Source organism: Lentzea aerocolonigenes, from assembly GCF_000974445.1.
GTDB lineage: Bacteria > Actinomycetota > Actinomycetes > Mycobacteriales > Pseudonocardiaceae > Lentzea > Lentzea aerocolonigenes.
This window is the reverse complement of record NZ_BBOJ01000022.1, coordinates 175,427-194,989: the sequence shown is the minus strand read 5'-3', so window position 1 is coordinate 194,989 and position 19,563 is coordinate 175,427. Positions and strand designations below refer to the sequence as shown.

At 70.7% G+C, this 19,563-nt stretch carries 18 protein-coding genes; 10 read left to right on the top strand and 8 right to left on the bottom strand.

Going from position 1 to position 19,563, the window contains the following annotated elements; translation table 11 throughout:
• Positions 1-17: 17 nt before the first annotated feature.
• On the bottom strand, positions 18-494 hold the full coding sequence (locus AOM45_RS37260; RefSeq protein ID WP_030470478.1) for a DUF6326 family protein: 477 nt from the start codon (positions 492-494) through the stop codon (positions 18-20).
• A gap of 162 nt (positions 495-656) precedes the next feature.
• On the opposite strand from AOM45_RS37260, the gene AOM45_RS37255 reads away from it, so the two are divergent.
• Entirely contained in the window at positions 657-1,796 is a 1,140-nt protein-coding gene (locus tag AOM45_RS37255) for a sensor histidine kinase (protein ID WP_030470479.1), read from the top strand.
• Entirely contained in the window at positions 1,793-2,449 is a 657-nt protein-coding gene (locus AOM45_RS37250) for a response regulator (protein ID WP_030470480.1), read from the top strand. Before AOM45_RS37255 ends, AOM45_RS37250 begins: the two co-directional genes overlap by 4 nt.
• A gap of 91 nt (positions 2,450-2,540) precedes the next feature.
• Here the strand turns inward: AOM45_RS37250 and AOM45_RS37245 are convergent, their stop codons facing one another.
• The gene (locus AOM45_RS37245; protein ID WP_030470481.1) at positions 2,541-3,368 is read right to left on the bottom strand and encodes a class II glutamine amidotransferase; all 828 of its coding nucleotides are present in this window, start codon (positions 3,366-3,368) and stop codon (positions 2,541-2,543) included.
• Between the two features lie 161 nt (positions 3,369-3,529).
• Between AOM45_RS37245 and AOM45_RS37240 the strand changes: the two genes are divergently transcribed.
• Positions 3,530-4,909, top strand: coding sequence for an MFS transporter (locus tag AOM45_RS37240; protein WP_236703962.1), 1,380 nt, complete (start codon positions 3,530-3,532; stop codon positions 4,907-4,909).
• 86 nt (positions 4,910-4,995) lie between these two features.
• Complete coding sequence (locus tag AOM45_RS37235) at positions 4,996-5,544, top strand: hypothetical protein (protein ID WP_030470483.1); 549 nt, start codon at positions 4,996-4,998, stop codon at positions 5,542-5,544.
• Positions 5,545-5,707: 163 nt separating this feature from the next.
• Here AOM45_RS37235 and AOM45_RS37230 read toward each other — a convergent pair whose 3' ends face one another.
• Entirely contained in the window at positions 5,708-7,009 is a 1,302-nt protein-coding gene (locus AOM45_RS37230; RefSeq protein ID WP_051784179.1) for a diacylglycerol/lipid kinase family protein, read from the bottom strand.
• A 140-nt stretch (positions 7,010-7,149) separates the two neighbouring features.
• Between AOM45_RS37230 and AOM45_RS37225 the strand changes: the two genes are divergently transcribed.
• The gene (locus AOM45_RS37225; RefSeq protein WP_030470485.1) at positions 7,150-7,983 is read left to right on the top strand and encodes a glutaminyl-peptide cyclotransferase; all 834 of its coding nucleotides are present in this window, start codon (positions 7,150-7,152) and stop codon (positions 7,981-7,983) included.
• 20 nt (positions 7,984-8,003) lie between these two features.
• Here AOM45_RS37225 and AOM45_RS37220 read toward each other — a convergent pair whose 3' ends face one another.
• Complete coding sequence (locus AOM45_RS37220) at positions 8,004-8,582, bottom strand: TetR/AcrR family transcriptional regulator (RefSeq protein WP_030470486.1); 579 nt, start codon at positions 8,580-8,582, stop codon at positions 8,004-8,006.
• A gap of 90 nt (positions 8,583-8,672) precedes the next feature.
• Here AOM45_RS37220 and AOM45_RS37215 point away from each other — a divergent pair, with 90 nt between their 5' ends.
• Genes AOM45_RS37215 through AOM45_RS37205 form a run of 3 tightly spaced genes read left to right on the top strand, consistent with a single transcriptional unit; the run spans position 8,673 to position 13,198 of the window.
• Positions 8,673-9,626 (top strand): ketopantoate reductase family protein, encoded by a 954-nt coding sequence (locus AOM45_RS37215; protein ID WP_030470487.1) that lies wholly within the window; start codon positions 8,673-8,675, stop codon positions 9,624-9,626.
• A gap of 60 nt (positions 9,627-9,686) precedes the next feature.
• Positions 9,687-11,924: a glycoside hydrolase domain-containing protein gene (locus tag AOM45_RS37210; RefSeq protein ID WP_030470488.1), complete on the top strand. Its 2,238-nt coding sequence runs from the start codon at positions 9,687-9,689 to the stop codon at positions 11,922-11,924.
• Positions 11,921-13,198 (top strand): glycosyltransferase, encoded by a 1,278-nt coding sequence (locus AOM45_RS37205; RefSeq protein WP_030470489.1) that lies wholly within the window; start codon positions 11,921-11,923, stop codon positions 13,196-13,198. The genes AOM45_RS37210 and AOM45_RS37205 overlap by 4 nt, the downstream gene beginning before the upstream one ends.
• A 14-nt stretch (positions 13,199-13,212) precedes the next feature.
• Here AOM45_RS37205 and AOM45_RS37200 read toward each other — a convergent pair whose 3' ends face one another.
• Positions 13,213-13,968, bottom strand: a complete 756-nt coding sequence (locus AOM45_RS37200) for an SDR family oxidoreductase (RefSeq protein WP_030470490.1) — start codon at positions 13,966-13,968, stop codon at positions 13,213-13,215.
• A gap of 94 nt (positions 13,969-14,062) precedes the next feature.
• On the opposite strand from AOM45_RS37200, the gene AOM45_RS37195 reads away from it, so the two are divergent.
• Positions 14,063-14,635 (top strand): TetR/AcrR family transcriptional regulator, encoded by a 573-nt coding sequence (locus tag AOM45_RS37195; protein WP_030470491.1) that lies wholly within the window; start codon positions 14,063-14,065, stop codon positions 14,633-14,635.
• A gap of 3 nt (positions 14,636-14,638) precedes the next feature.
• Here AOM45_RS37195 and AOM45_RS37190 read toward each other — a convergent pair whose 3' ends face one another.
• Positions 14,639-15,802, bottom strand: a complete 1,164-nt coding sequence (locus AOM45_RS37190; protein ID WP_030470492.1) for a glycosyltransferase — start codon at positions 15,800-15,802, stop codon at positions 14,639-14,641.
• Between the two features lie 358 nt (positions 15,803-16,160).
• Between AOM45_RS37190 and AOM45_RS37185 the strand changes: the two genes are divergently transcribed.
• The gene (locus tag AOM45_RS37185; RefSeq protein WP_030470493.1) at positions 16,161-17,642 is read left to right on the top strand and encodes a non-reducing end alpha-L-arabinofuranosidase family hydrolase; all 1,482 of its coding nucleotides are present in this window, start codon (positions 16,161-16,163) and stop codon (positions 17,640-17,642) included.
• 215 nt (positions 17,643-17,857) lie between these two features.
• Here AOM45_RS37185 and AOM45_RS37180 read toward each other — a convergent pair whose 3' ends face one another.
• On the bottom strand, positions 17,858-18,481 hold the full coding sequence (locus tag AOM45_RS37180; protein ID WP_030470494.1) for a response regulator: 624 nt from the start codon (positions 18,479-18,481) through the stop codon (positions 17,858-17,860).
• A complete protein-coding gene (locus tag AOM45_RS37175; RefSeq protein ID WP_030470495.1) occupies positions 18,478-19,557 on the bottom strand; it encodes a sensor histidine kinase in 1,080 nt (359 codons plus the stop codon). The genes AOM45_RS37180 and AOM45_RS37175 overlap by 4 nt, the downstream gene beginning before the upstream one ends.
• Between the last annotated feature and the right edge of the window lie 6 nt (positions 19,558-19,563).

Here is a 19,563-nt window from a genome sequence, read left to right as displayed (position 1 = left end):
CCTTGCCGCGCCTGTGTTCACGCTTGCTGTTGGGCGCGAACGGTTTCACGGTCCGGGCTGGTCGCCGACGATGCGGTGCGTGGCCAGGTCCAGGCGTACCGCACGATGAGGGCGAGGAGGATCAGTTCCAGTGCGACGCCGAGGCCGTAGAAGTACCGCCAGGACTCGCCCAGCGCGTTGAACGCCGTGACGGGGACGTAGAGCGCGGCGACGGTGAGGTTGGTGATGCGGTTCGCCCTGGCGGGCAGCGTCATCGACAGCGCGACCATGAAGATCGGGACGGCCACGAGGGTCAGCGCCGTCGTCGAGAAGGTCTCGGAGAGGTCGAACTTGAAGACCTTGCCGTTGAGGATGTCCTGGACGACGCCGGGCGTGAAGAAGTTGAGAATGTCCACGTAGGCGTACAGGAACATGAAGCTGGTCCACGCTGCGGCGAGCTTGGCTCTCACCGGGATCCGCTGGTCTTCCAGCGTGGCGGGGTGACGTGTACTCATCGTGGGCTCCGTTGTCGTGGTGAAGATCGGTGGGTTCACGATCGCCGAGCCCGGCGGCGGGCACCCCGGTCCGGAGGCTGGGGTTCGCCTGGCCGATGGCACGGTCTCCCTCCTGTTCTTTCGGCTGGTACGCCGGGGGACACCGATCCCTAGGCTGGAGCCGTGGTCACTGTCTGGCGCTCCATCTCGCGTGAGCCGCGGCCCGCTGACGCGCCACCCGTCGGCCGGCTCGACTGGCTGCTGGCAGCCGTGTTCGCGGCCGCCACCCTGGTCGAGGGCATCTCTCGGCCGGACTTGGCCTGGCAACCCCTCGTGACGGTCCTCGCCCTGACGCTGACGCCCGCGCTGCTCTGGCGGCGGGGGCGTCCTCTGGTGGCCGCCGTGGTCGGGTGGGGCGTTGTCGGGCTGCTCTCGGTCCTCCAGCTGGCTGCCGGCACCGGGGACCTCGGCCTCTACTCCACGATGGCCGTCCTGATCCTGCTCTACTCCCTGGTGCGGTGGGGCTCGGGACGGGAGATGGTCTGGGGGACGGCGTTCGTGACGGCCGTCGTCGCGCTGGGAATGTACGTCTCCTCCGCTGGCTGGGCCGACTTCTTCGGCGGGTGCGTCCTCTTGCTGTTGTTCGTGGCCCTCGCGGCGGTGTTCCGCTACCGGGCGGACCTCTGGCACCGCCAGCAGCGCGAGATCCGCAATCAGGAGCGGGTGGCGCTGGCGCGAGAGCTGCACGACACGGTCGCCCACCACGTGTCGGCCATCGCGGTGCAGGCGCAGGCCGGTGGTGTGCTCGCCGCCATCCAGCCCGAGAAGGCTGCCGAGGTCCTGGCCGCCATCGAGTCCGAAGCGTCGCGGACCCTGGCGGAGATGAGATCCATGGTGCGGGTGCTGCGGGAGGAGGAAGCCGTCGCCTACTCGCCGCAGCCGGGGGTGGCGGACCTGCCTGCTCTGGCGCGCGCCGACGCGACGCCCACCGTCGAGGTCTCGCTGCACGGTTCGCTGACCCGGCTGGCGCGACCCGTGGACGCCGCGCTGTACCGGCTCGCGCAGGAGTCGCTGACCAACGCCGTGCGGCACGCCCGGAGCGCCACCCGCGTCGGGATCGACGTGCGCCGGGAGGGTGACGCCGTCAGGCTGCGGGTCAGCGACGACGGGCAGACCGCTGCGGGGCCGGCTCCGGAGGCCGGGTTCGGCCTGCTGGGCATGGCCGAACGCGCCCAGCTCCTCGGCGGATCGCTTTCCGCGGGGCCGGGGTCCGACGGTGGCTGGGTGGTCGAGGCCGTGCTGCCGGTGGAGGTGGTGGCGTGAGCATCCGTGTTGTCGTGGCCGACGACCAGGACCTGGTCCGGGCCGGGCTGGTGATGATCCTCGGCGCGCAACCCGACATCGAGGTCGTGGGGGAGGCGGCGGACGGGCTCGCCGCGCTCGAACTGGCGACCCGGCTGCGTCCCGACGTCCTCCTCGTCGACATCCGGATGCCGGGGCTCGACGGCGTCGAGGTGACGCGGCGCCTGGCCGGAGCGGCCGTGACGGACCCGATGGCGGTCGTCGTGATCACCACCTTCGACCTCGACGAGTACGTCCTCGGCGCCCTGCGCGCCGGTGCCCGCGGCTTCCTGCTCAAGGACGCCGGTCCGGCGCTGCTCGTGCAGGCCGTCCACGCGGCGGCCAACGGGGACGCGCTGATCGCCCCCAACGTCACCAGCCGGTTGCTGGCGATCTTCGCCGACCAGGCGCCGACGGTACCGGTCCAGCCCGTCGACCCGCTCACCGAGCGCGAGGAGGAGGTGCTCGCGTTGGTGGCACGGGGCCGGACCAACGCCGAGATCGCCACCGAGCTCTTCGTCGGCCTGAGCACGGTCAAGTACCACGTCGCGTCGTTGATGGCCAAGCTCGGCGCACGCAACCGCGTCGAGATCGCGATGTGGGCGTACGACACCAGACGTGTGAGGGCCAACTAGCGGGTTCAGCTCGCAGCTGGTTGCGTTGGGCCGAATGAAGTCCTTTGTGGACTGACCGTGGCGTGCTGAACGTTCCGGCGCGGCGATCAGGTCAGCGGCGCGGCCGGAACTCGAGGATCTCCTGGACGCCGTCGCGCGTGACGACACAGGTCGACTCGGGCACCTCGCGCCAGGCGCCGTGCAGATCGCCCAGCGGCTCGGACACCACGAGCCGGGTGTCGGCGGAGAGCGAGTGCAGTGCGGGGTTGTCCGGGTACTGCTGTTGCAGCGTGGTGATGTCGGCGCTGTGGAACAGGCTGCGCGATCGGCCTTCGCTGGAGTAGCGGAAGGCCCAGGTGGTCTCGCCGTCGGTCGTGGCGACCGTCATCTGGAGCGGATGTCTCACACCGTGGTTCCTGCCGATCGCCTCGACGAAACCGACGGTGCGGGCCACCGCGGTGGGCGGGTCGTGCTCCAGGCCGAAGGTCAGCGCGAGGTGGAAGAGGATCTCCGAGTCGGTCGATCCCTCGATCTCGGCGTAGAGCGAGGGATCGACCACCAACGCGAGTTCCCTGCGCACCAAGGGGAACTCGGAGATGAGGCCGTTGTGCATCCACAGCCGGCGACCGTGCCGGAAGGGGTGGCAGTTCGTCTGCTGGATCGCGGTTCCGGTGGACGCGCGGATGTGCGCGAAGACGACACCCGCCGTGATCTGCGCCGCGAGCTCGCGCAGGTTGCGGTTGTTCCAGGCTGGTTCCGTGCTGAGGAACAGGCCCGGCGCCGGTGCGGTCGCGTACCAGCCGACGCCGAAGCCGTCACCGTTGGTCGTCTCCACTCCCAGCCGGGAGTGCTTGCTCTGCGCGACGAGCGAGTTCGCCGGAACGTAGAGGAGTTCCTCCAGCAGGACCGGGGAACCGGAGTACGCGAGCCATCGGCACATGCTTGGTCAGACCTCCCCGGCGGAACCGGTGGCTCCGGTTCACCTGCGACACAACAGCTTCGCGGCCGGCGGCACACCACCCGCCGCGGTGGAGCACCGGCGAGGTGCCTCATTCGCGGCGGGTGAAGCGGCCAGGACGTGGGCCGTTGGAGTCTGCGCGGGTGGACTCCAAGGCCTTGCGCAAAGCGCTCGTCCCCCTCGCCCTCGCCCAGTTCATCTGCAGCTTCGCCGGCTCCAACATGAACGTGATGATCAACGACATCAGCAGGGACCTGGACACCACCGTCCACGGCGTCCAGGTCGCGATCACGATCTTCCTGCTGGTCATGGCTGCGTTGATGATCCCCGGCGGCAAACTCACCGACCGGTACGGCCGCAAGCGGTGTCTCACCGCCGGCCTCGCGGTGTACGGGGCCGGCGCCGTGCTGAGCGCGCTCGCACCCGGTCTGCCGGTCCTCGTCCTCGGCAACTCGATCTTCGAGGGGGTCGGCACCGCGCTGCTGATCCCGCCCGTCTACATCCTGGCGACGATGCTGTTCAGCGGCGTCACCGCGCGAGCCCGCGCGTTCGGTGCGATCAACGGCATGGCAGGCATCGGCGCGGCCACCGGACCGCTGATCGGCGGGCTCATCACGACGGCACTGAGCTGGCGGGTCGCGTTCCTGTTCCAGGCGCTGGTGATCGTGGTGATCTTCGTGCTGAGCCGCAGGTACGTCCGGGATCCCGGGCCACCGGACCCGGCCCGTCCGTTCGACGTCCGCGGCGCCGTGCTGTCGTCGGCGGGGCTCGTCCTGGTCGTGTCCGGTGTGCTGGCGGCGGACGACAACCTTTGGCTGATGGCCGGGTTGCTCGTCGCCGGCTCTCTCACGCTGGTGTGGTTCTTCCACTCGGTGCGCGCCAAGGAACGCGCGGGCGTCGAGCCGTTGCTGTCGACCGCGTTGTTCCGCAGCCGCACCTCCAACCTCGGCCTGGTCACCCAGAACGTGCAGTGGCTCGTGCTCATGGGCATCTCGTTCGTGGTCTCGGCCTACCTCCAGGTGGTGCGCGGCTACAACGCGATCCAGACCGGCCTGATCCTCACGGCGGCGACGGTGGGCGTGCTGCTCGCGTCGTTGCTGGCCGAGCGCCTCGCGAAACGGCACACCCAGCGCACCCTCGTCCTGACCGGGTTCGGCGTCACGGTCGCCGGCATCGGGCTCTTCCTCGCCCTGCTCACCATCTCGTCGCAGGTGTGGACCTTCCTGCCGGGCCTCTTCCTGATCGGGCTCGGCATCGGCGCGATGCTGACACCGTCGGTGAACGTCGTGCAGTCGAGCTTCCCGGACGCCCTCCAGGGCGAGATCTCCGGCCTGTCCCGCAGCGTGTCGAACCTCGGCTCCTCACTCGGCGCCGCCATCGCGGGCACCATCCTCGTCGCCGACATCACCAGGACACCCGAACGCTCGTACGCGCTCGCGCTGATCGTGCTGGCGGTGATCGCACTGGGCGGCATGGTGGCGGCCGCGTTCCTGCCGCGGACCCAGCCGAGCCCTGTGCGGTGACCGTGCGTTCCACCCGCGGCGGATGAGGTGACCGAGGCCCGTGCGCCCCGACGATGAGGCAACTGATCGAGTCGAGGAGGGGTCGCATGGCCATCGGGCCGATCCAACTGATCGTGCTGGGCTTCACACACCCGGACTTCCGCGGTGAGGTGATCGCCGAACTGGAGAAGCTCCGCAAGACCGACTCCATCCGGGTGATCGACGCCATCGCCGTCCACAAGGACCCGCAGGGCAACATCGCGATCGAGCGCCTGAGCACCCTGTCGCCCGCGGAAGCGGTCGAGCTGGGCGGCAAGATCGGCGCGCTGATCGGTCTCGGCGCCGCGGGGGAGGCGGGCGCGGAGACCGGCGCGGTCGCGGGAGCCGAGTCGGCCGCGGAAAAAGGCGGCGTGCACCCGTTCGACGACGCGGACGCGTGGGACGTGCTCGCCGACATCCCGAACGACAGCGCGGCGGCGCTGCTGCTCATCGAGCACCACTGGGCCGTGCCGTTGCGCGACGCCGTCGCCCGTGCCGGGGGCTTCCGCATCTCCGACGGCTTCATCAGCCCCTTCGACCTGATCGCGATCGGGTTGGTGAACGCGGAGGAGGCCAGGCAACTGCACGACCTGGAAACAGCGGGATCGACTTCGTGAGGAGGCAGACGTGTTCGGATCACGCCGCGTGGCCCGCCGCACCGCACGACGCACGGCACGGCGAGCAGGGGGAGTTCCCGGGATGTTCGGAACACGCCGGGTAGTCCGGCGCACGGCTCGGCGAGTGGCCTGGCGCTGAAGACCTCCAGGACAGGCAAGACCTCTAGGACAGGGCCAGTCCGCGCAGCCGCACCCAGTCCAGCTCTGGCCGGTGCGACGGCACCCCGGGCCGGTGGCGCGGCACCCGCACGCGCAGCGCACCCGGCCTGACCACACACCGCACGGGAGCCGGCAGCGTGACCGCCTCGCCGTCCAGCCCGACCGGCAACGACGGTGTGTCCGCCGTGATGACGACCTCCGTCGCGGTCTGCTGGAACACGGCACTCGACCGCCGCCGGCCGCGCACCAGGCCGGCGGCTTCGGCAGCGTTGCGCACCGTCACCGCGAGCACGCCCAGCACGCCGCCGTCCAACCGCGGCCTGCGTCCCAGCCCGGCGAAGTCGCTCGACCCGTACGGGTTGTTGCTGACCAGCACCGCCTGCGCCCCGACGAGCCCGGCCTCGTCCGCCCGCACCCGCAGCACCGCCGCCCGCGGCCCCGTCAACAGGCCGGGCAACAGGTCGAGCGTCGTCCGGGTCTTGCCGTCGCGGTAGGCGGGGTTCCGCACAACCTCGGCGTACGCGCCGAACGACGCGTTGTTGACGAAGACGCGGTCCCCGGCCACACCGAGATCCACCCGCACCTCGACGCCGTCGCTGAGCGCGTCGAGACAGCGGCGGGGATCGTCCCGGTCCAGACCGAGGTCGAGTGCGAAGTGGTTGCGAGTGCCCGCGGAGACGACCATGAACGGCACCCCGCGTTGCGCCGCGATGCCCGCCACGATCGCCTGGGTGCCGTCACCCCCGGCCACTCCGAGCAGGTCGGCGCCGTTGTCGACGGCCCGATGGGCGAGCGCGGCGACGTCCTGCGGTCCGTCGAGCACGCAGACCTCCGCCCCGAGCCCCTGAGCCAGTTGTGCGAGACCGAACCGCTCGACCTTCCCACCGCCCGACCTCGGATTCATGATCAGGTACGGCCGCCGGGGAGGTGGCACCTCGAGTTCGGCCGGACGGTCCGGCCCACCGCTCGGAGCGAGCGCGCGCCGTCCACAAGCCAGCGCCGCCGACCACAGCAGGGCACACACCACGACCACCCACGCCAGGCGCGCCTGCACGTACAGGACGATCACGGTCAGCGGCGCGAGCAGCATCAGGATCCCCGCCAGCCAGCGCACCAGGCCGCGGTGGGTGATGAACCACCAGGTGGCCACGAGTGCGATGACCGTTCCCGCGCCACCGACCAGCACCAGCCCCACACCGGCGCGCAGCCCCGCCGCGACCAGCACGACCACGACGGCCGTTCCCGCCAGCACGAAGGCGAGCCGGGCCAGCAGTCGTCGTCCCGCAGGCACTGTCACATCGGTCACGGCAGCCTCCACAGTGGATTGTCCGTCCAGCCTGGCCGCACACGGCGCGGGCGGCCTCACCTCCGGCGGGTGAACGGGCCCGGCGGGCTCACCCGCGGCGGCGGAAGCACCGCGGCCGGCCCGGCACGATGATCGGGGCGGTGAAACCGTTGCGCATCAACAGAATTCTCTGCCCGGTGGCCACGGCACTGCTGGCTCTCACCGCCTGTGCGGCCCCTCGCCCCGTCGCCCACGTCAGCCCGGCACCGGCGACCACGGCCAGTCCCGCGCCGGCCGCGCTGCGTTCTGCTTCACGACACTTCCGCGCCCAGGTGCTCGCGCGTGTTCCCACCGACCGGGCCGACGCACGCGGCCTGGAACTGGTGGGGGATCTCCTGGTGGAGGACACGGGGCCGGTGATCCGCGCGGTGGCACCGCTCACCGGTGAGCTCCGAGCCCAGCGGAACGTGCCGCCGGGCAACGGAATCGCGCTCACCCCGGCCGGCCTGTGGCGCACCGGCGCAGGTGCCGCGGTGCTGCTGGATCCGCGGTCACTGGAGGAACGACGCCGTGTGACGATCGCGGACGAGAGCGGGGGACTGTGCTACGACGGGACGAACCTCGTCCAGTCGGACGGCACCACCAGACTGCTGCTGCGCGATCGCGACACCGCCGCGTTGATCCGCGAGCTGCGTGTCGTCACCCGCGAGTGGTCCACCGCACGGCTCGGCGAGCTCCACTGCGTGAACGTCGACGGCCGCCCGCAGGTGTGGGCGGCGGTCACCGGCACGGACTGGATGATCCGCGTGGACCTCGCCACCGGCGCCGTCGTCGCGGACGCCGACCTCACCGCCGTCACCGTCGCCGAAGTGCCGACGGGCCGCGACCAGGTGATCGGGGGCATCGCGGCGGTGCCGGACACGGCGGGGGACCTGTGGCTCACCGGCAGGCATTACCACCACCGCTACCGGATCGGGCTGCAGAGCCGGCCGTGACGCTCGCTGAATCGCGCGACCTATCCGTCCGAGCGCGGCCGGCGCAGTCCGGCCAGCACGAGGGTGATGACGCCGTCGGCCTCGGCCCGCCAAGCAGGGCGGTCGTGGGCCGCACCGATGCCGTGCAGCGCCATCATCACGGCACCGGCGTCCACGTCGTCGCGAACGGTGCCGTCCCGCACGGCGGTGGCCACCAGGTCGGTGACGGCCTGCTCCAGTGCCCGGCTGCCCTCGGCGAGGGCGCCTGAGCGGTCGGCCATGAGCGTGGCCAGCGTCCGGGCGAGGCCCTTGTGGGCAGCGGTGTGGTCGACCACGTCGCGCAGGAAGGTCGCCAGCGCCTCCGCCGCGGGCAGGGTGGCCTGCAGGTGGCGAGCGCGGTCGCACAGCGTGGCGACTTCCCCGCGGTAGACGGCCTCGGCCAGTGCCTCCCTGGTGGGGAAGTGGCGGTAGAGAGTGCCGGTGCCCACCCCCGCCAAGCGGGCGAAGTCGTCGAAGCGCAGGTCGAAGAAGTCTCCGGTCTCGAAGACCTCCCGTGCCGTGGCGAGCAGGGCCTCGCGCTTGCGCTGGGCGTCGGCCCGCAGCGGCTTGCCGGCTGTCATGCGCTCCCTCGCGTTGACAAGTGGAGATTACCTCCATATTTTTGAAGTGGAGATGACCTCCAGATCGATGGTACCCCGGCGAGGTGCGGCGTGAAGATCTTGATGTTCGGCCGAGGCGTGATCGCCACCATCTACGGCTGGACCCTGCACCAGGCCGGACACGACGTCGAGTTCTACGTCCGGCCGGGCCGCGCGGCGGCGTACGGGGACGCGGTGGACCTCGACCTGCTCGATGTGCGGCGCCGGGTGTGGTGGCGGCGCGTCGTCGAGAAGTGGCCGGTGCGCTACCGCGAGGCGCTGGAGCCGGACCACGACTTCGACCTGATCGTGCTCAGCGTGCCGCACCACCGCCTCGCGGAGGCAACGGTCTTCCTGGCCACGCGGGTCGGCCAGGCCACGGTGCTGGTTCTCGGCAACCTCTGGACCGAACCGCGGGCCGCGGCCGGCGCACTGCCGCTCGACCGGATCGCCTGGGGCTTCCCCCTGGCCGGTGGCGGCTTCGGCGCGGACGGCGTGCTCCGCGGGATGCTGCTGCCGTCGATCGTCTTCGGCACCCTCGGCGGGCCTCCGACCGACCGGGAGCGGGCCGTGCGCCAGGCGTTTCGCGGGGCCGGACTCCGGATCAAGGAGCAGCCCGACCTCCGCGGCTGGCTGTGGGTCCACTTCGCGTCGGATGCCGCCCTGTTCTCACAGGGTCTGCGGCTGGGCTCCCTGTCAGAGCTGGCCGGGGCGACGGGCGACCTGCGTGAGGCCCTGCTGGCGGGCCGGGAGCTGCTGCCGCTCCTCGCGGCGCGTGGCATCGACCTGCGACGCCACCGGGCAGGGGTGCTGCTGTTCCGGGCGCCGACCTGGCTGATGGCTCCCGCGCTCGCCTGGCTGACCGCTCACGTCAAGCCCCTGCGCGTGAGCATGGAGGCGCATTCCGACCCCGACGCCGAGGAGCCGCGCGAGATCTGCCGGGACACCCTCGCCGAAGCGCGACGGCTGGGCATCCCGGTACCACGACTGGAAGCCGCGGAACCGAACTTCGCCCGGGCTCCTTGATCCTCGACATGTTCATGTCGCTGAAACCAACGTGGTGCCCCAGCGACCTACTGTCAGTCCATCCTCGACGAGATTGATCCATTCATCGGAACGGCTGCCACCTCGTTGCCTGCGGCGCAAGGGCTGGCGGCCACTTGGTGGTGGCCGAAAGCGCAGGTGGGCAACACCCACCCCGGCGCGACGTCGCCGCTCGGCATGGTGTCCGCCTGCGCCTACTCCGGTGCCTACCCGACCGGATACGGCCTCTACCACAAGAACACCGAGGGTCAGCCGGAGGAGCTGTTCGACCGGCTGCAGGCGTCCGGGTTCACCCACTTCCAACAGTCCGGTACCGGTGCGATCCGCAAGTACTACAACTACGTGCGGGTGACCCCGATGGTGCAGCAGCTGGACGTCCTCGGTGAGGCCTGGCCGCTGCACGACGAGACCGCTGAAGCCGGGTACTACGCGGCCACGCTCGACACCGGCATCCGCTGTGAGGTCACCGTCGGCGCGAAGGTCGCCGTCCACCGGTACGCCTTCCCCGAGCACCGCAGCGCACGGGTCGTCGTCGACCTGTCCTGCGGCGGGCTGGCCATCGATCTCGGCCGCACCGTGCCGCTGCGGGCGCACGTGGAGAGCCTCGGCAACGGCCGCGCCCAGGGAACCGTGGTCGTCGAAGGCGTGCCGCTGTCGGTGTACATCAGGGTCGACAGTCCGGGCTGGCGGCAGATGCTCTGGCACGACCGCCGGCTGATCGAGGGTGGTACGCGGCTCGACTTCGACCGCATCAGGCAGACCACGTTGCGCCCGTTCGGGCTGCTCTACATGGGCCCCACCACCGCGGGGCAGAGCGTCGAGATCCAGATCGGGTTCTCGCTGCGCGGCTGTGAACAGGCGCGGGAGAACCTGCACCGCGAATGCGGCGAGGGGGCGCCGGCGTTCGACGTCGTCCGGGCGCAGACCAGGGCGCGGTGGCGCGACCACGTGGGCCGGGTGGAGGTCGAGGGCGGGTCACCCGCCAGGCGGCAGGTGTTCGCGACGGCCCTGTACCACTCCCTGATCAAGCCGTGCTTCGCCGACGACGAGAGCCCGTTCTGGCCGTCCTCGGGGCCCTTCGTGTTCGACATCTGCACGATGTGGGACATCTACAAGACCCAGCTGCCGTTGCTCATGGCCATCTGCCCGGACCGGGCGGTCGATCTCCTGGAGTCGCTGATCCGGGTGTGCGAGGAGGAAGGCAACTTCCCCATCGGGTATCGGATGGCCCGCGGCGCGGACAGGTTCTTCCGGCAGGCGAGCGCGCTGGTCCACACCGCGCTGGCCGACGCGCACACGCTCGGCCTCGGCGACCTGGACTGGACCTGGGCGCTGGTGCACATGTACGACGACCTGCGCCGGATGTACGGCGAGGACTTCTACGAGCACGGCGTCGTGCACCCGATCTCGCACACGCTCGACCTCGCCTACGCCTGCCACTGCACCGCCGGCGTCGCCAGGGCCCTCAACGACGTCCAGCTCGCCGACGACCTCGACGCGCGGAGCCGCCTGTGGTCCAACGCGTTCGACCCGGACACCGGGCTGCTCCTCGACTCGTCGTTCTACGAAGGCGGCAAGTGGAACTACTCGTTCCGGCTGCTGCACGACATGGCCGCGAGAATCGCGATGGTCGGCGGGAACGAAGCGTTCGTCAGCACCCTCGACGCGTTCTTCGGCTACGGCGCCCCGCGGGTGGCGCAGCCCGGTCAGCGTCCCGGCCCGTTGGAGATGGCGGCCGGCTACCTGCTGAACCGGTTCGAGGGCCTGAACAACGAACCGGACATGGAAGCGCCGTGGTCCTACCACTACGCGGCTCGGCCGGACCGCACCGCCGAGATCGTGCACGCGGCGCTGACCTGGCAGTTCGGCACCGGTCCCGGCGGCCTGCCGGGCAACGACGACTCGGGCGGGCTGAGCTCCTGGTACGTGTGGGCCTCGCTCGGCCTGTTCCCGGTCGCCGGGCAGAACCTGTTCCTAGTCAACGCGCCCGCCTTCAGCCGCGCCACGCTGCACCTCGGGGACCGCGAGTTCGTCATCGAGACCCGCGGACACCGCGAGACGTCCATCAGTTCCGACGGTCTGGAAGAGAACCCGCCGCCGCAGTACGTGCAGTCCGCCCAGCTGAACGGCACACCACTGGATGCGGCGCATCTGCGCGCCTCCGACGTCCACACCGGCGGCCGGCTGCTGCTCGAGCTCGGCCCTCACCCCTCGGAGTGGGGACGCAAGATCCTTCCGCCATCGGTGTCCGACCCGCCCGGAAAGGGGGCTCGCACATGAGCAGGCCAAGCCGCCGTCTCGTCATCGTGGTCCGGGCCGACCCGGTCATCTGCGGTCACTCCGGAGAAGCCCGCAACCTGGCCGAGGTCGCGCTCACCCGCGGCTTCGACGACGTCCGGCTGCTGACGTGGCCGATACCCCTGCTGCAGGCGGCAGGACTGCCGCTCAAGCCGCTGGACCGGATCATGCCCTACAGCGAGGGCATCACCGTGGAGCGGCCCGAGCCCGTCGGCGACTACCGGGTGCCCGACGGCCGGCACCTGGCCGGGCTGACGGGCCGCCTGGTCGAACTGCTGGCCGAGCCGGTGCCGACCACTTGCGTGTCGATGTACCTCGCTCCCCACGACGCCGTGGTGCGCGACGCCGTCGACGCGGCACGGGCCGTCGGCTACGCACCTGACGTCCACACCATCGCGAAGGCGGTCGGCTCGGACGTCACCAACGTGATTCGCTCGTGCCTGCGCGAGGGCCGGTTCGGGGCAGCCGTGGTCCTGTTCACCCGGTTCCTCGCCAACGACCAGGTGATCGCCGTGTCGGAGTACACCAGGCAGGAGATCATCGCCTGCGCCGAGGCCGTCGACGAGCACTGCGGCACCCGCTTCGCCCGCCAGTGCGTGCGCCGGATCTCGGTCAGCTACCCGCCGATCGACACGTCGGCCTACCTCGACCTCGATCCGGCGCTCGTCGACGTCGCCCTGAAGCGACGCGGCCTGGAACGCGACGGGTACGTGTTGTTCCTGTCCAGGGTGACCCGGGCCAAAGGCATCTACGACCTGGTGGACGCGTTCGCCCGCTGCCAGGCGCAGTCACGGCTGAAGCTCGTGATCGCCGGCAACGGCCCCGAACTGGAGCACCTCCAGGCGATCACCCGGCACAACGACCGGATCGTCTTCCTCACCGACGTCGAGGACGAGGAAAAGCCCCTGCTGATGAACGGCTGCGCCGTGTACGCGCTGCCCACCAAGCCCGAACCGGAGTTCGTCGAGACCTTCGGCATCGCGCTGACCGAGAAGATGCTCGCGGGTGGCGGGCCGGTGATCACGACCACCACCGGAGGCGTCGGCGAAGCGGTGGGCGGGACGGCCATCCTCGTCGAGGCCGGCAACGCCCACCACATCGCCGCCGCGATCGACCGGGTGGTCTTCGACATGTCAGCCGAGGAACGTCAACACATGGCGGACCGAGCACGCGAGCACGCCCTGTCCTTCGACCGTGTCCGGGTGTTCGACGGCCTCTTCGCCACGTCCGACCCGGCCGTCGCCCTGACGGGCTGACCCCGTGTGCCCCGTCAGTGGTGCAACGGGGCCCGCGGACCGAGGTAGAGGCCGCCGGTGACGTCGAGGACCTGGCCAGTGACCCACCTGCTGTCGGGCGTGGTGAAGAAGGCGACCGCGTCGGCGATGTCGGCCGCTTCGCCGACCCTGCCCAGAGCGACGATCCGGGTGACGCCCTCGGTCGCGCCGGGCACGTCGTCGAGCCAGGTGTTCATGTCGCTGCGGGTGATGCCGGGGGAGACGGTGTTCACGGTGATTCCCCTGTCTCCCAGGGTGTTCGCCAGCGATCGGCCCAGCGCGTTCAGCGCGCCCTTGGTCATGGCGTAGACCGCCTCGGGGATCGCGAACCAGGTGACCCCCGACGAGATGTTGATGATCCGGCCGCCATCACCCAGCAGTGGCAACGCTTTCTGGATGAGGAAGAACGGCGCGCGCACGTTCACCCGGAACACCCGGTCGAACTCGTCCTCCGTCGCGTCGATGCCGGGGCCGAACACCGCGGCGTTGTTCACGAGCACGTCCAGCGGCCGGCCGGCGAGGCCTTCCACCAGTCCGTCGATCAGCAGGCCGACGCCGTCGGGTCGCGCCAGATCGGCCTCGACCAGGAAGGCGTTGCCGCCGGCCGCCTCGATGGCGGCGACCGTCTCCAGTGCGGCGGCCTTGTTGGTGCCGTAGTGCACGGCCACGAGTGCTCCGTCCGCGGCGAGGCGTTCGGCGATGGCGCGGCCGATGCCGCGGGAGGCACCGGTCACCAGTGCTGTCTTGTTCATCTCGTCCCCTCGGTCCACCTCGTAAGGGAACGTTCCCTTACAACGAGGGTACGCTAGCGTGCGGCTGGAGCACCGAGCAAGAGGGAGAACAGCGATGCGCCGGACGGCGGCCGAGACCAGGGACCTCGTTCTCGACGTCGCCAGCCGCCTCTTCTACTGGCACGGCATCCGGGCGACGGGCGTGGACAAGATCGCGGCGGAAGCCGGGGTCTCGCCCAACGTGCTCTACCGCGCGTTCGCGACGAAGGACGACCTGGTCGCCGCTTACGTCGAGAGGTCGAGGGAACAGGCGGAGGCCCGCTTCGACGCGGCCGTCGCCGCAGCCGGTCCCGATCCGCGCGCGGGCGTTCTCGCCGTGTTCGACGCGCTCGCCGAGGACATCCGTCCCGAGGTGTTCCGGGGGTGCGTCTGCATGATGACGCTCGCGGAGTTCCCCGACGACGCACTACCCGCCCACCGGAGCGCGGTCGGCGCGAAGAAGTGGGTGCGGGAACGGTTCGGCGTGCTCGCGGAGCAGCTGGGCGTGGCGGAGCCCGAGGTGCTCGCCGACCAGTTGTCGATCATCTGGGAGGGCACGAACAGCACCGCGCAGGCGATGGGTGCGGACGGACCGCCGGCCAGCACACGTGCCCTGGTGACAGCGATCCTCGACCACCATGCACCCTGACCGTCACTCCAGAGCCAGCTTCGCCAGAAAGCCGATCGCGTCGTCGACCGGAGGCAGAGCAGAGATCTCGTCGGCCATCGCACGCGCAGCCTTCCGGTAGGACGGCTCGGTGAGCACGTCGGTCACGGCGGCCCGCACCTCCTCCGCCGTGGCAGGCGCCGTCTCTCCGCCGCCGACACCGATCCCCGCGCCGACGGCCGCCACCCGCTCGGCGTTGTCCGGCTGGTCCGCGAACTGCGGCACCACCACCATCGGCACCCCGGCCGCGAGGCCGCCGAGCACGGTTCCGGTGCCGCCGTGGCACACCATCGCCGCCGCGTGGGCGAGGACGTCCTGCTGCGGCACCCATTGCTCGACGTGCACGTTCGGCGGGAGCGCGGGCCAGGCTGACGGGTCGCCGCTGTCGCCGACCGTGGCCAGCACCCGCACCGGCAGGTCGGCGAGCGCCTCGACGACCGTGCGGAACGCGGCCGCTGCGAAGGGCACGCCCGCGGCCACCGTGCCGAACGTGGCGTAGACGAGCGGTGCGTCGTCGTTCGCCCACCAGCCGGGCAGCGGCGTGCCGGCGGCGGCGGGCACGCGGAAGCGGTGCACCTCCGGGCCTGCCTGCGTGCGCGGCACCTCGAGCGACGGCGGCAACAGGCTGAACGACGGCGCGCGGTGGAGGTTCTCGCCCTCCGGATCGCCGGGGAGACCCAGCGACTCGCGGTACGTCACGAGCGCCCGCGCGGCCAGCGGGAGGGTGAAGTCGACGAACTTGTCGAGCCCGATCAGCATCTGCACCTGCGGCACCCCGCGCAGCTCGGCGGCGATGGCCGAGCCCAGCTCACCGATCTCCCTCAGGACGACGTCCGGCCGCCACTCGTCCAGCGCGGCCAGCACGCCCGGCATGATCGACCGGGCGGCGAGCTCCGCGCCCAGCGTCACCATGGTCTCGTTGCGCTTCTCCGGTTCTGCCGCCAGGAACTTCGCGTGGAGCGAGGCCCGTTCGCCCGGATCGACGTCGGGGCACGGCCAGTGCCGGTGCCCGGCACGCTCGACCACCCCGGCGAACGACTCTGGCGCCGCGACCAGCACGTCGTGGCCGGCCTGCAGACAGGCGTCCGCGAATGGAACCATCGGACCGAAATGACCGTTGTTGGCAGTCGTCGCCAGCAGTACGCGCATGAAATCCCCCCGGACTCGCTCGAGCGAATACTGGCACAACCCTGGTCGATGGCGGACGAGATCCGCGGCGACGGCCGCCGAGCCGCGAAGCAGCTCGCCGTCTCATGTGGGACTTCCGGCGAAAACATCCCCGTTACATCTTGACTCGATTGATGTTATCGCTCACAGTCCAGTGGCGCGCTTAGTTGAACGGTCAATTGGCCACTGCGGCCCCGGTCCCTACATATTGCTGCCCTGAACGTATCCGCAAATTGTTAGCGCTAACACCATTCTGGTGGCTGCCCGTGCACGGGCGGGTCGCCCGCATCCGCGCGCCGTCTGGTTTCGGCGGTTCCCACATGACGAAAGGAAAAGCGCTATGTCGGTCGGGTTTGCGAGCACCGCGAGGTGGCGTCGTCGATGGCGGCAGGGGATGGCCGTCGCGGCGGCTGTCGCGTTCGTGGGCGGGATGCTCACCGCGGTCTCCACGTCGGCATCGGCCGCCACTGTGGACACAGCCGCCTGGTACGTGCTGGTGAACCGCAGCAGTGGCAAGGCTCTCGACGTCAACGGTGCGTCCACCGCGGACGGCGCCGGCCTCATCCAGTGGACGCGATCCAACGCCAACAACCAGCAGTTCCAGTTCGTGGACGCGGGCAGCGGCTACTACAAGCTGCGGGTGCGGCACTCCGGCAAGGTCGTGGACGTGCTGGGGGCTTCGACCGCCGACGGTGCCTCCGTGGTGCAGTGGAGCGACAACGGCGGCGCCAACCAGCAGTTCCGCCTCGCCGACTCCAGTGACGGGTACGTCCGGCTGCTCAACCGCAACAGCGGCAAGGCCGTCGAGGTGCAGGGCGCCTCGGCCGCCGACGGTGCCGCCGTGGTGCAGTGGAGCGACTGGAACGGCAACAACCAGCAGTGGCAGCTCGTCCGGGTCGATGGTGTCAGCAGCTCGTGCTCGCTGCCGTCGACGTACCGCTGGAGTTCGACGGGCGCGCTGGCGAACCCGAAGGCGGGCTGGGTGTCGCTCAAGGACTTCACCTCCGTCGTCCACAACGGCAAGAACCTCGTCTACGCCACGACGCACGACACCAAGGACGCCTGGCAGTCGACGGTCTTCAGTCCGTTCACGAACTGGTCCGACATGGCCGGCGCCACCCAGAGCTCGATGCCCTTCAACGCCGTCGCGCCGACGCTGTTCTACTTCGCTCCCAAGAACATCTGGGTGATGGCCTACCAGTGGGGCTGGCCGGACAGCTTCTCCTACCGCACCTCGAGCGACCCCACCAACCCCAACGGCTGGTCCGCGCAGCAGACGTTGTTCACGGGCACGCTGCCCGTCGGAGCCCCGATCGACCAGACGATCATCGCCGACGGCTCGAACGTGTACCTGTTCTTCGCCGACGACGAAGGCAACATCTACCGCGCCAGCATGCCCATCGGGAACTTCCCCGGCAGCTTCGGGTCGAGCTACACGAAGATCATGACCGACACCAAGGCCAACCTCTTCGAAGCGGTCGAGGTCTACAAGGTCAAGGACCAGAACCAGTACCTGATGATCGTCGAGGCGATGGGCTCCCGCGGACGCTACTTCCGCTCGTTCACCGCTACGAGCCTCAACGGCACGTGGACCCCGCAGGCCGCCACCGAGAGCAACCCGTTCGCGGGCAAGGCGAACAGTGGTGCCACGTGGACCAACGACATCAGCCACGGCGACCTGGTCCGCACCAACCCCGACCAGACCAAGACCATCGACCCCTGCAACCTCCAGTTCCTCTACCAGGGACGCGACCCCAGCTCCGACGGCATCGACTACGGCCTCCTGCCCTACAAGCCGGGAGTGCTGACGCTGCAACGCTAGTGGCGTGTCACGCGACGTTCGCGAGGTGACTCGCGCTCAGCAGGACGCCTCGCGGCACCGCCCCCACTCCCACCGCCGACCAGGCGGGGAAGTGGGGGCGGCACCGCGATGTGCCTGTCCGACCACGAATTCCCCCCGGCAACGTTGTCGCCGCCCTGATCAAGTCGGGCCTGGAGTGGGAGTCCACGAGTCCAGCGCCCTGCCGGGGTGGACCTTCACAGCACGCCGTGGTCCCGCGCGTACAACGCGGCCTGGGTGCGGTCGCGCAGGCCCAGGCGGCTCAGGATGCGGGAGATGTGGTTCTTCACCGTGCCCTCGCTCAGGAACAGCCGGCCGGCGATCTCCCGGTTCGTCGCGCCCGCCGCGATCAGGCGCAGCACCTCGGTCTCGCGGTCGGTGAGCACGCCGGTGGACCGCGGCTTCAGCGCCGCCGCCACGTGTCTGGCCGCCGCGTCGTCGAGCTGGGTCACGCCCGCGTGCGCCAGGCGGACCGCCTCCGCCAGCTCGGCCGCGGGCAGGTCCTTGAGCAGGTAGCCCGCCGCGCCCGCGCGCAACGCCTGCACCACGTACTCCTCGTCGTCGAACGTGGTCAGCATGACCACCCGGCAGCCGGGGGCGCGTTTCGCGAGCACCGCCATCGCGTCCACGCCGTCCATTCCCGGCATGCGCACGTCCATCAGCACCACGTCCGGGGACAGCGCGAGCGTCTGCTCGACCGCCTCCCGGCCGTCCGCCGCGGTTCCGATCACCTCGACGCCCGGCTGGATGTCCAGCAGGGACGCGATTCCTTCCCTCACCAGCCGCTGGTCGTCGACCACCAGCACGCGCACCGCCGTCACGGGACCGTCACCGTCACCGACGTGCCCGCGCCCGGCCGACTGTCCACAGTGAACTCGCCGCCGACCAGCGCGGCTCGTTCGCGCAGGCCCAGCAGGCCGTAGCCGGTGCGGCAGGCCGTGAGGTCGAAGCCCCGGCCGTCGTCGGTCACGACCAGGCGGGTGCCGGCCGCGCCGAACGTCACTGCGACCCGCACCGCCGTGGCGTGGCCGTGCCTGCGGGCGTTCGTGACCGCCTCCTGCGCGGCGCGGTGCAACGTGGTGACCGCGGCCTGGTCGAGGTCGGGTTCGTCGCCGTCGATCCGGACCGTGACCACGTCGTCCCGTTCTGCCAGTTCGGTGAGCGCGGCCCGCAGCGAGACCGGTGCCGCGCGCAGGGTTCCGACCGACGTGCGGACGTCCCGCAGCGCGCGGGCGGCCGACTCGCGGGCGTCGGTCAGCGCCTGCTCGGCGGCCCGCGGGTCGCGGTCGCGGAACGCGGTGGCCTTCTCCAGCTGGATCGCGATCGCCGTCAGGTGGTGGCCGAGGCCGTCGTGGATGTCGCGCGCCAGCCGGTTGCGCTCGGTCGCCGCCGACAGCTCCGCGACCTTGGTCGACGCACGGCGTTCCCTCGTCGCGACCTCCGCCATCGCGATCGCCAGCACGAGTCCCGTGCCGAACATCAGCAGGTCCGACAGGTACTCCGCGTCCCGGTACCAGTCCGGCACCCGCACGGCGAAGCCCGCGACGAGCAGCGCCAGGCACAGCCCGCCGAGGACCAGGCCCGCCTTCCTGCCGAACGTGAGGTACGCCGTGAACGGCACCAGCACGAACAGCACCCGCGACAACCCGGATTCGTCCAGCGCCGCCACCGCGAAGAACAACGCCAGCCGTGCCACGAGGAACGCCACCGGCGCACGGCCGAGCCGCCGCTCCACCTCGTCCAGCGCCGCGACCGCAGCGAGCCCGGCGACGAAGCCGGCGAGTCTCGCCCCGTCACCGTCGCCCAGTCCGGCGAGCGCGTAGTACAGCCCGGCCAGCAACACGATCCCGTAGACCGCACCGGAAACCCACGGCACGACGGGCCTGACGCTCGTCACACCGCC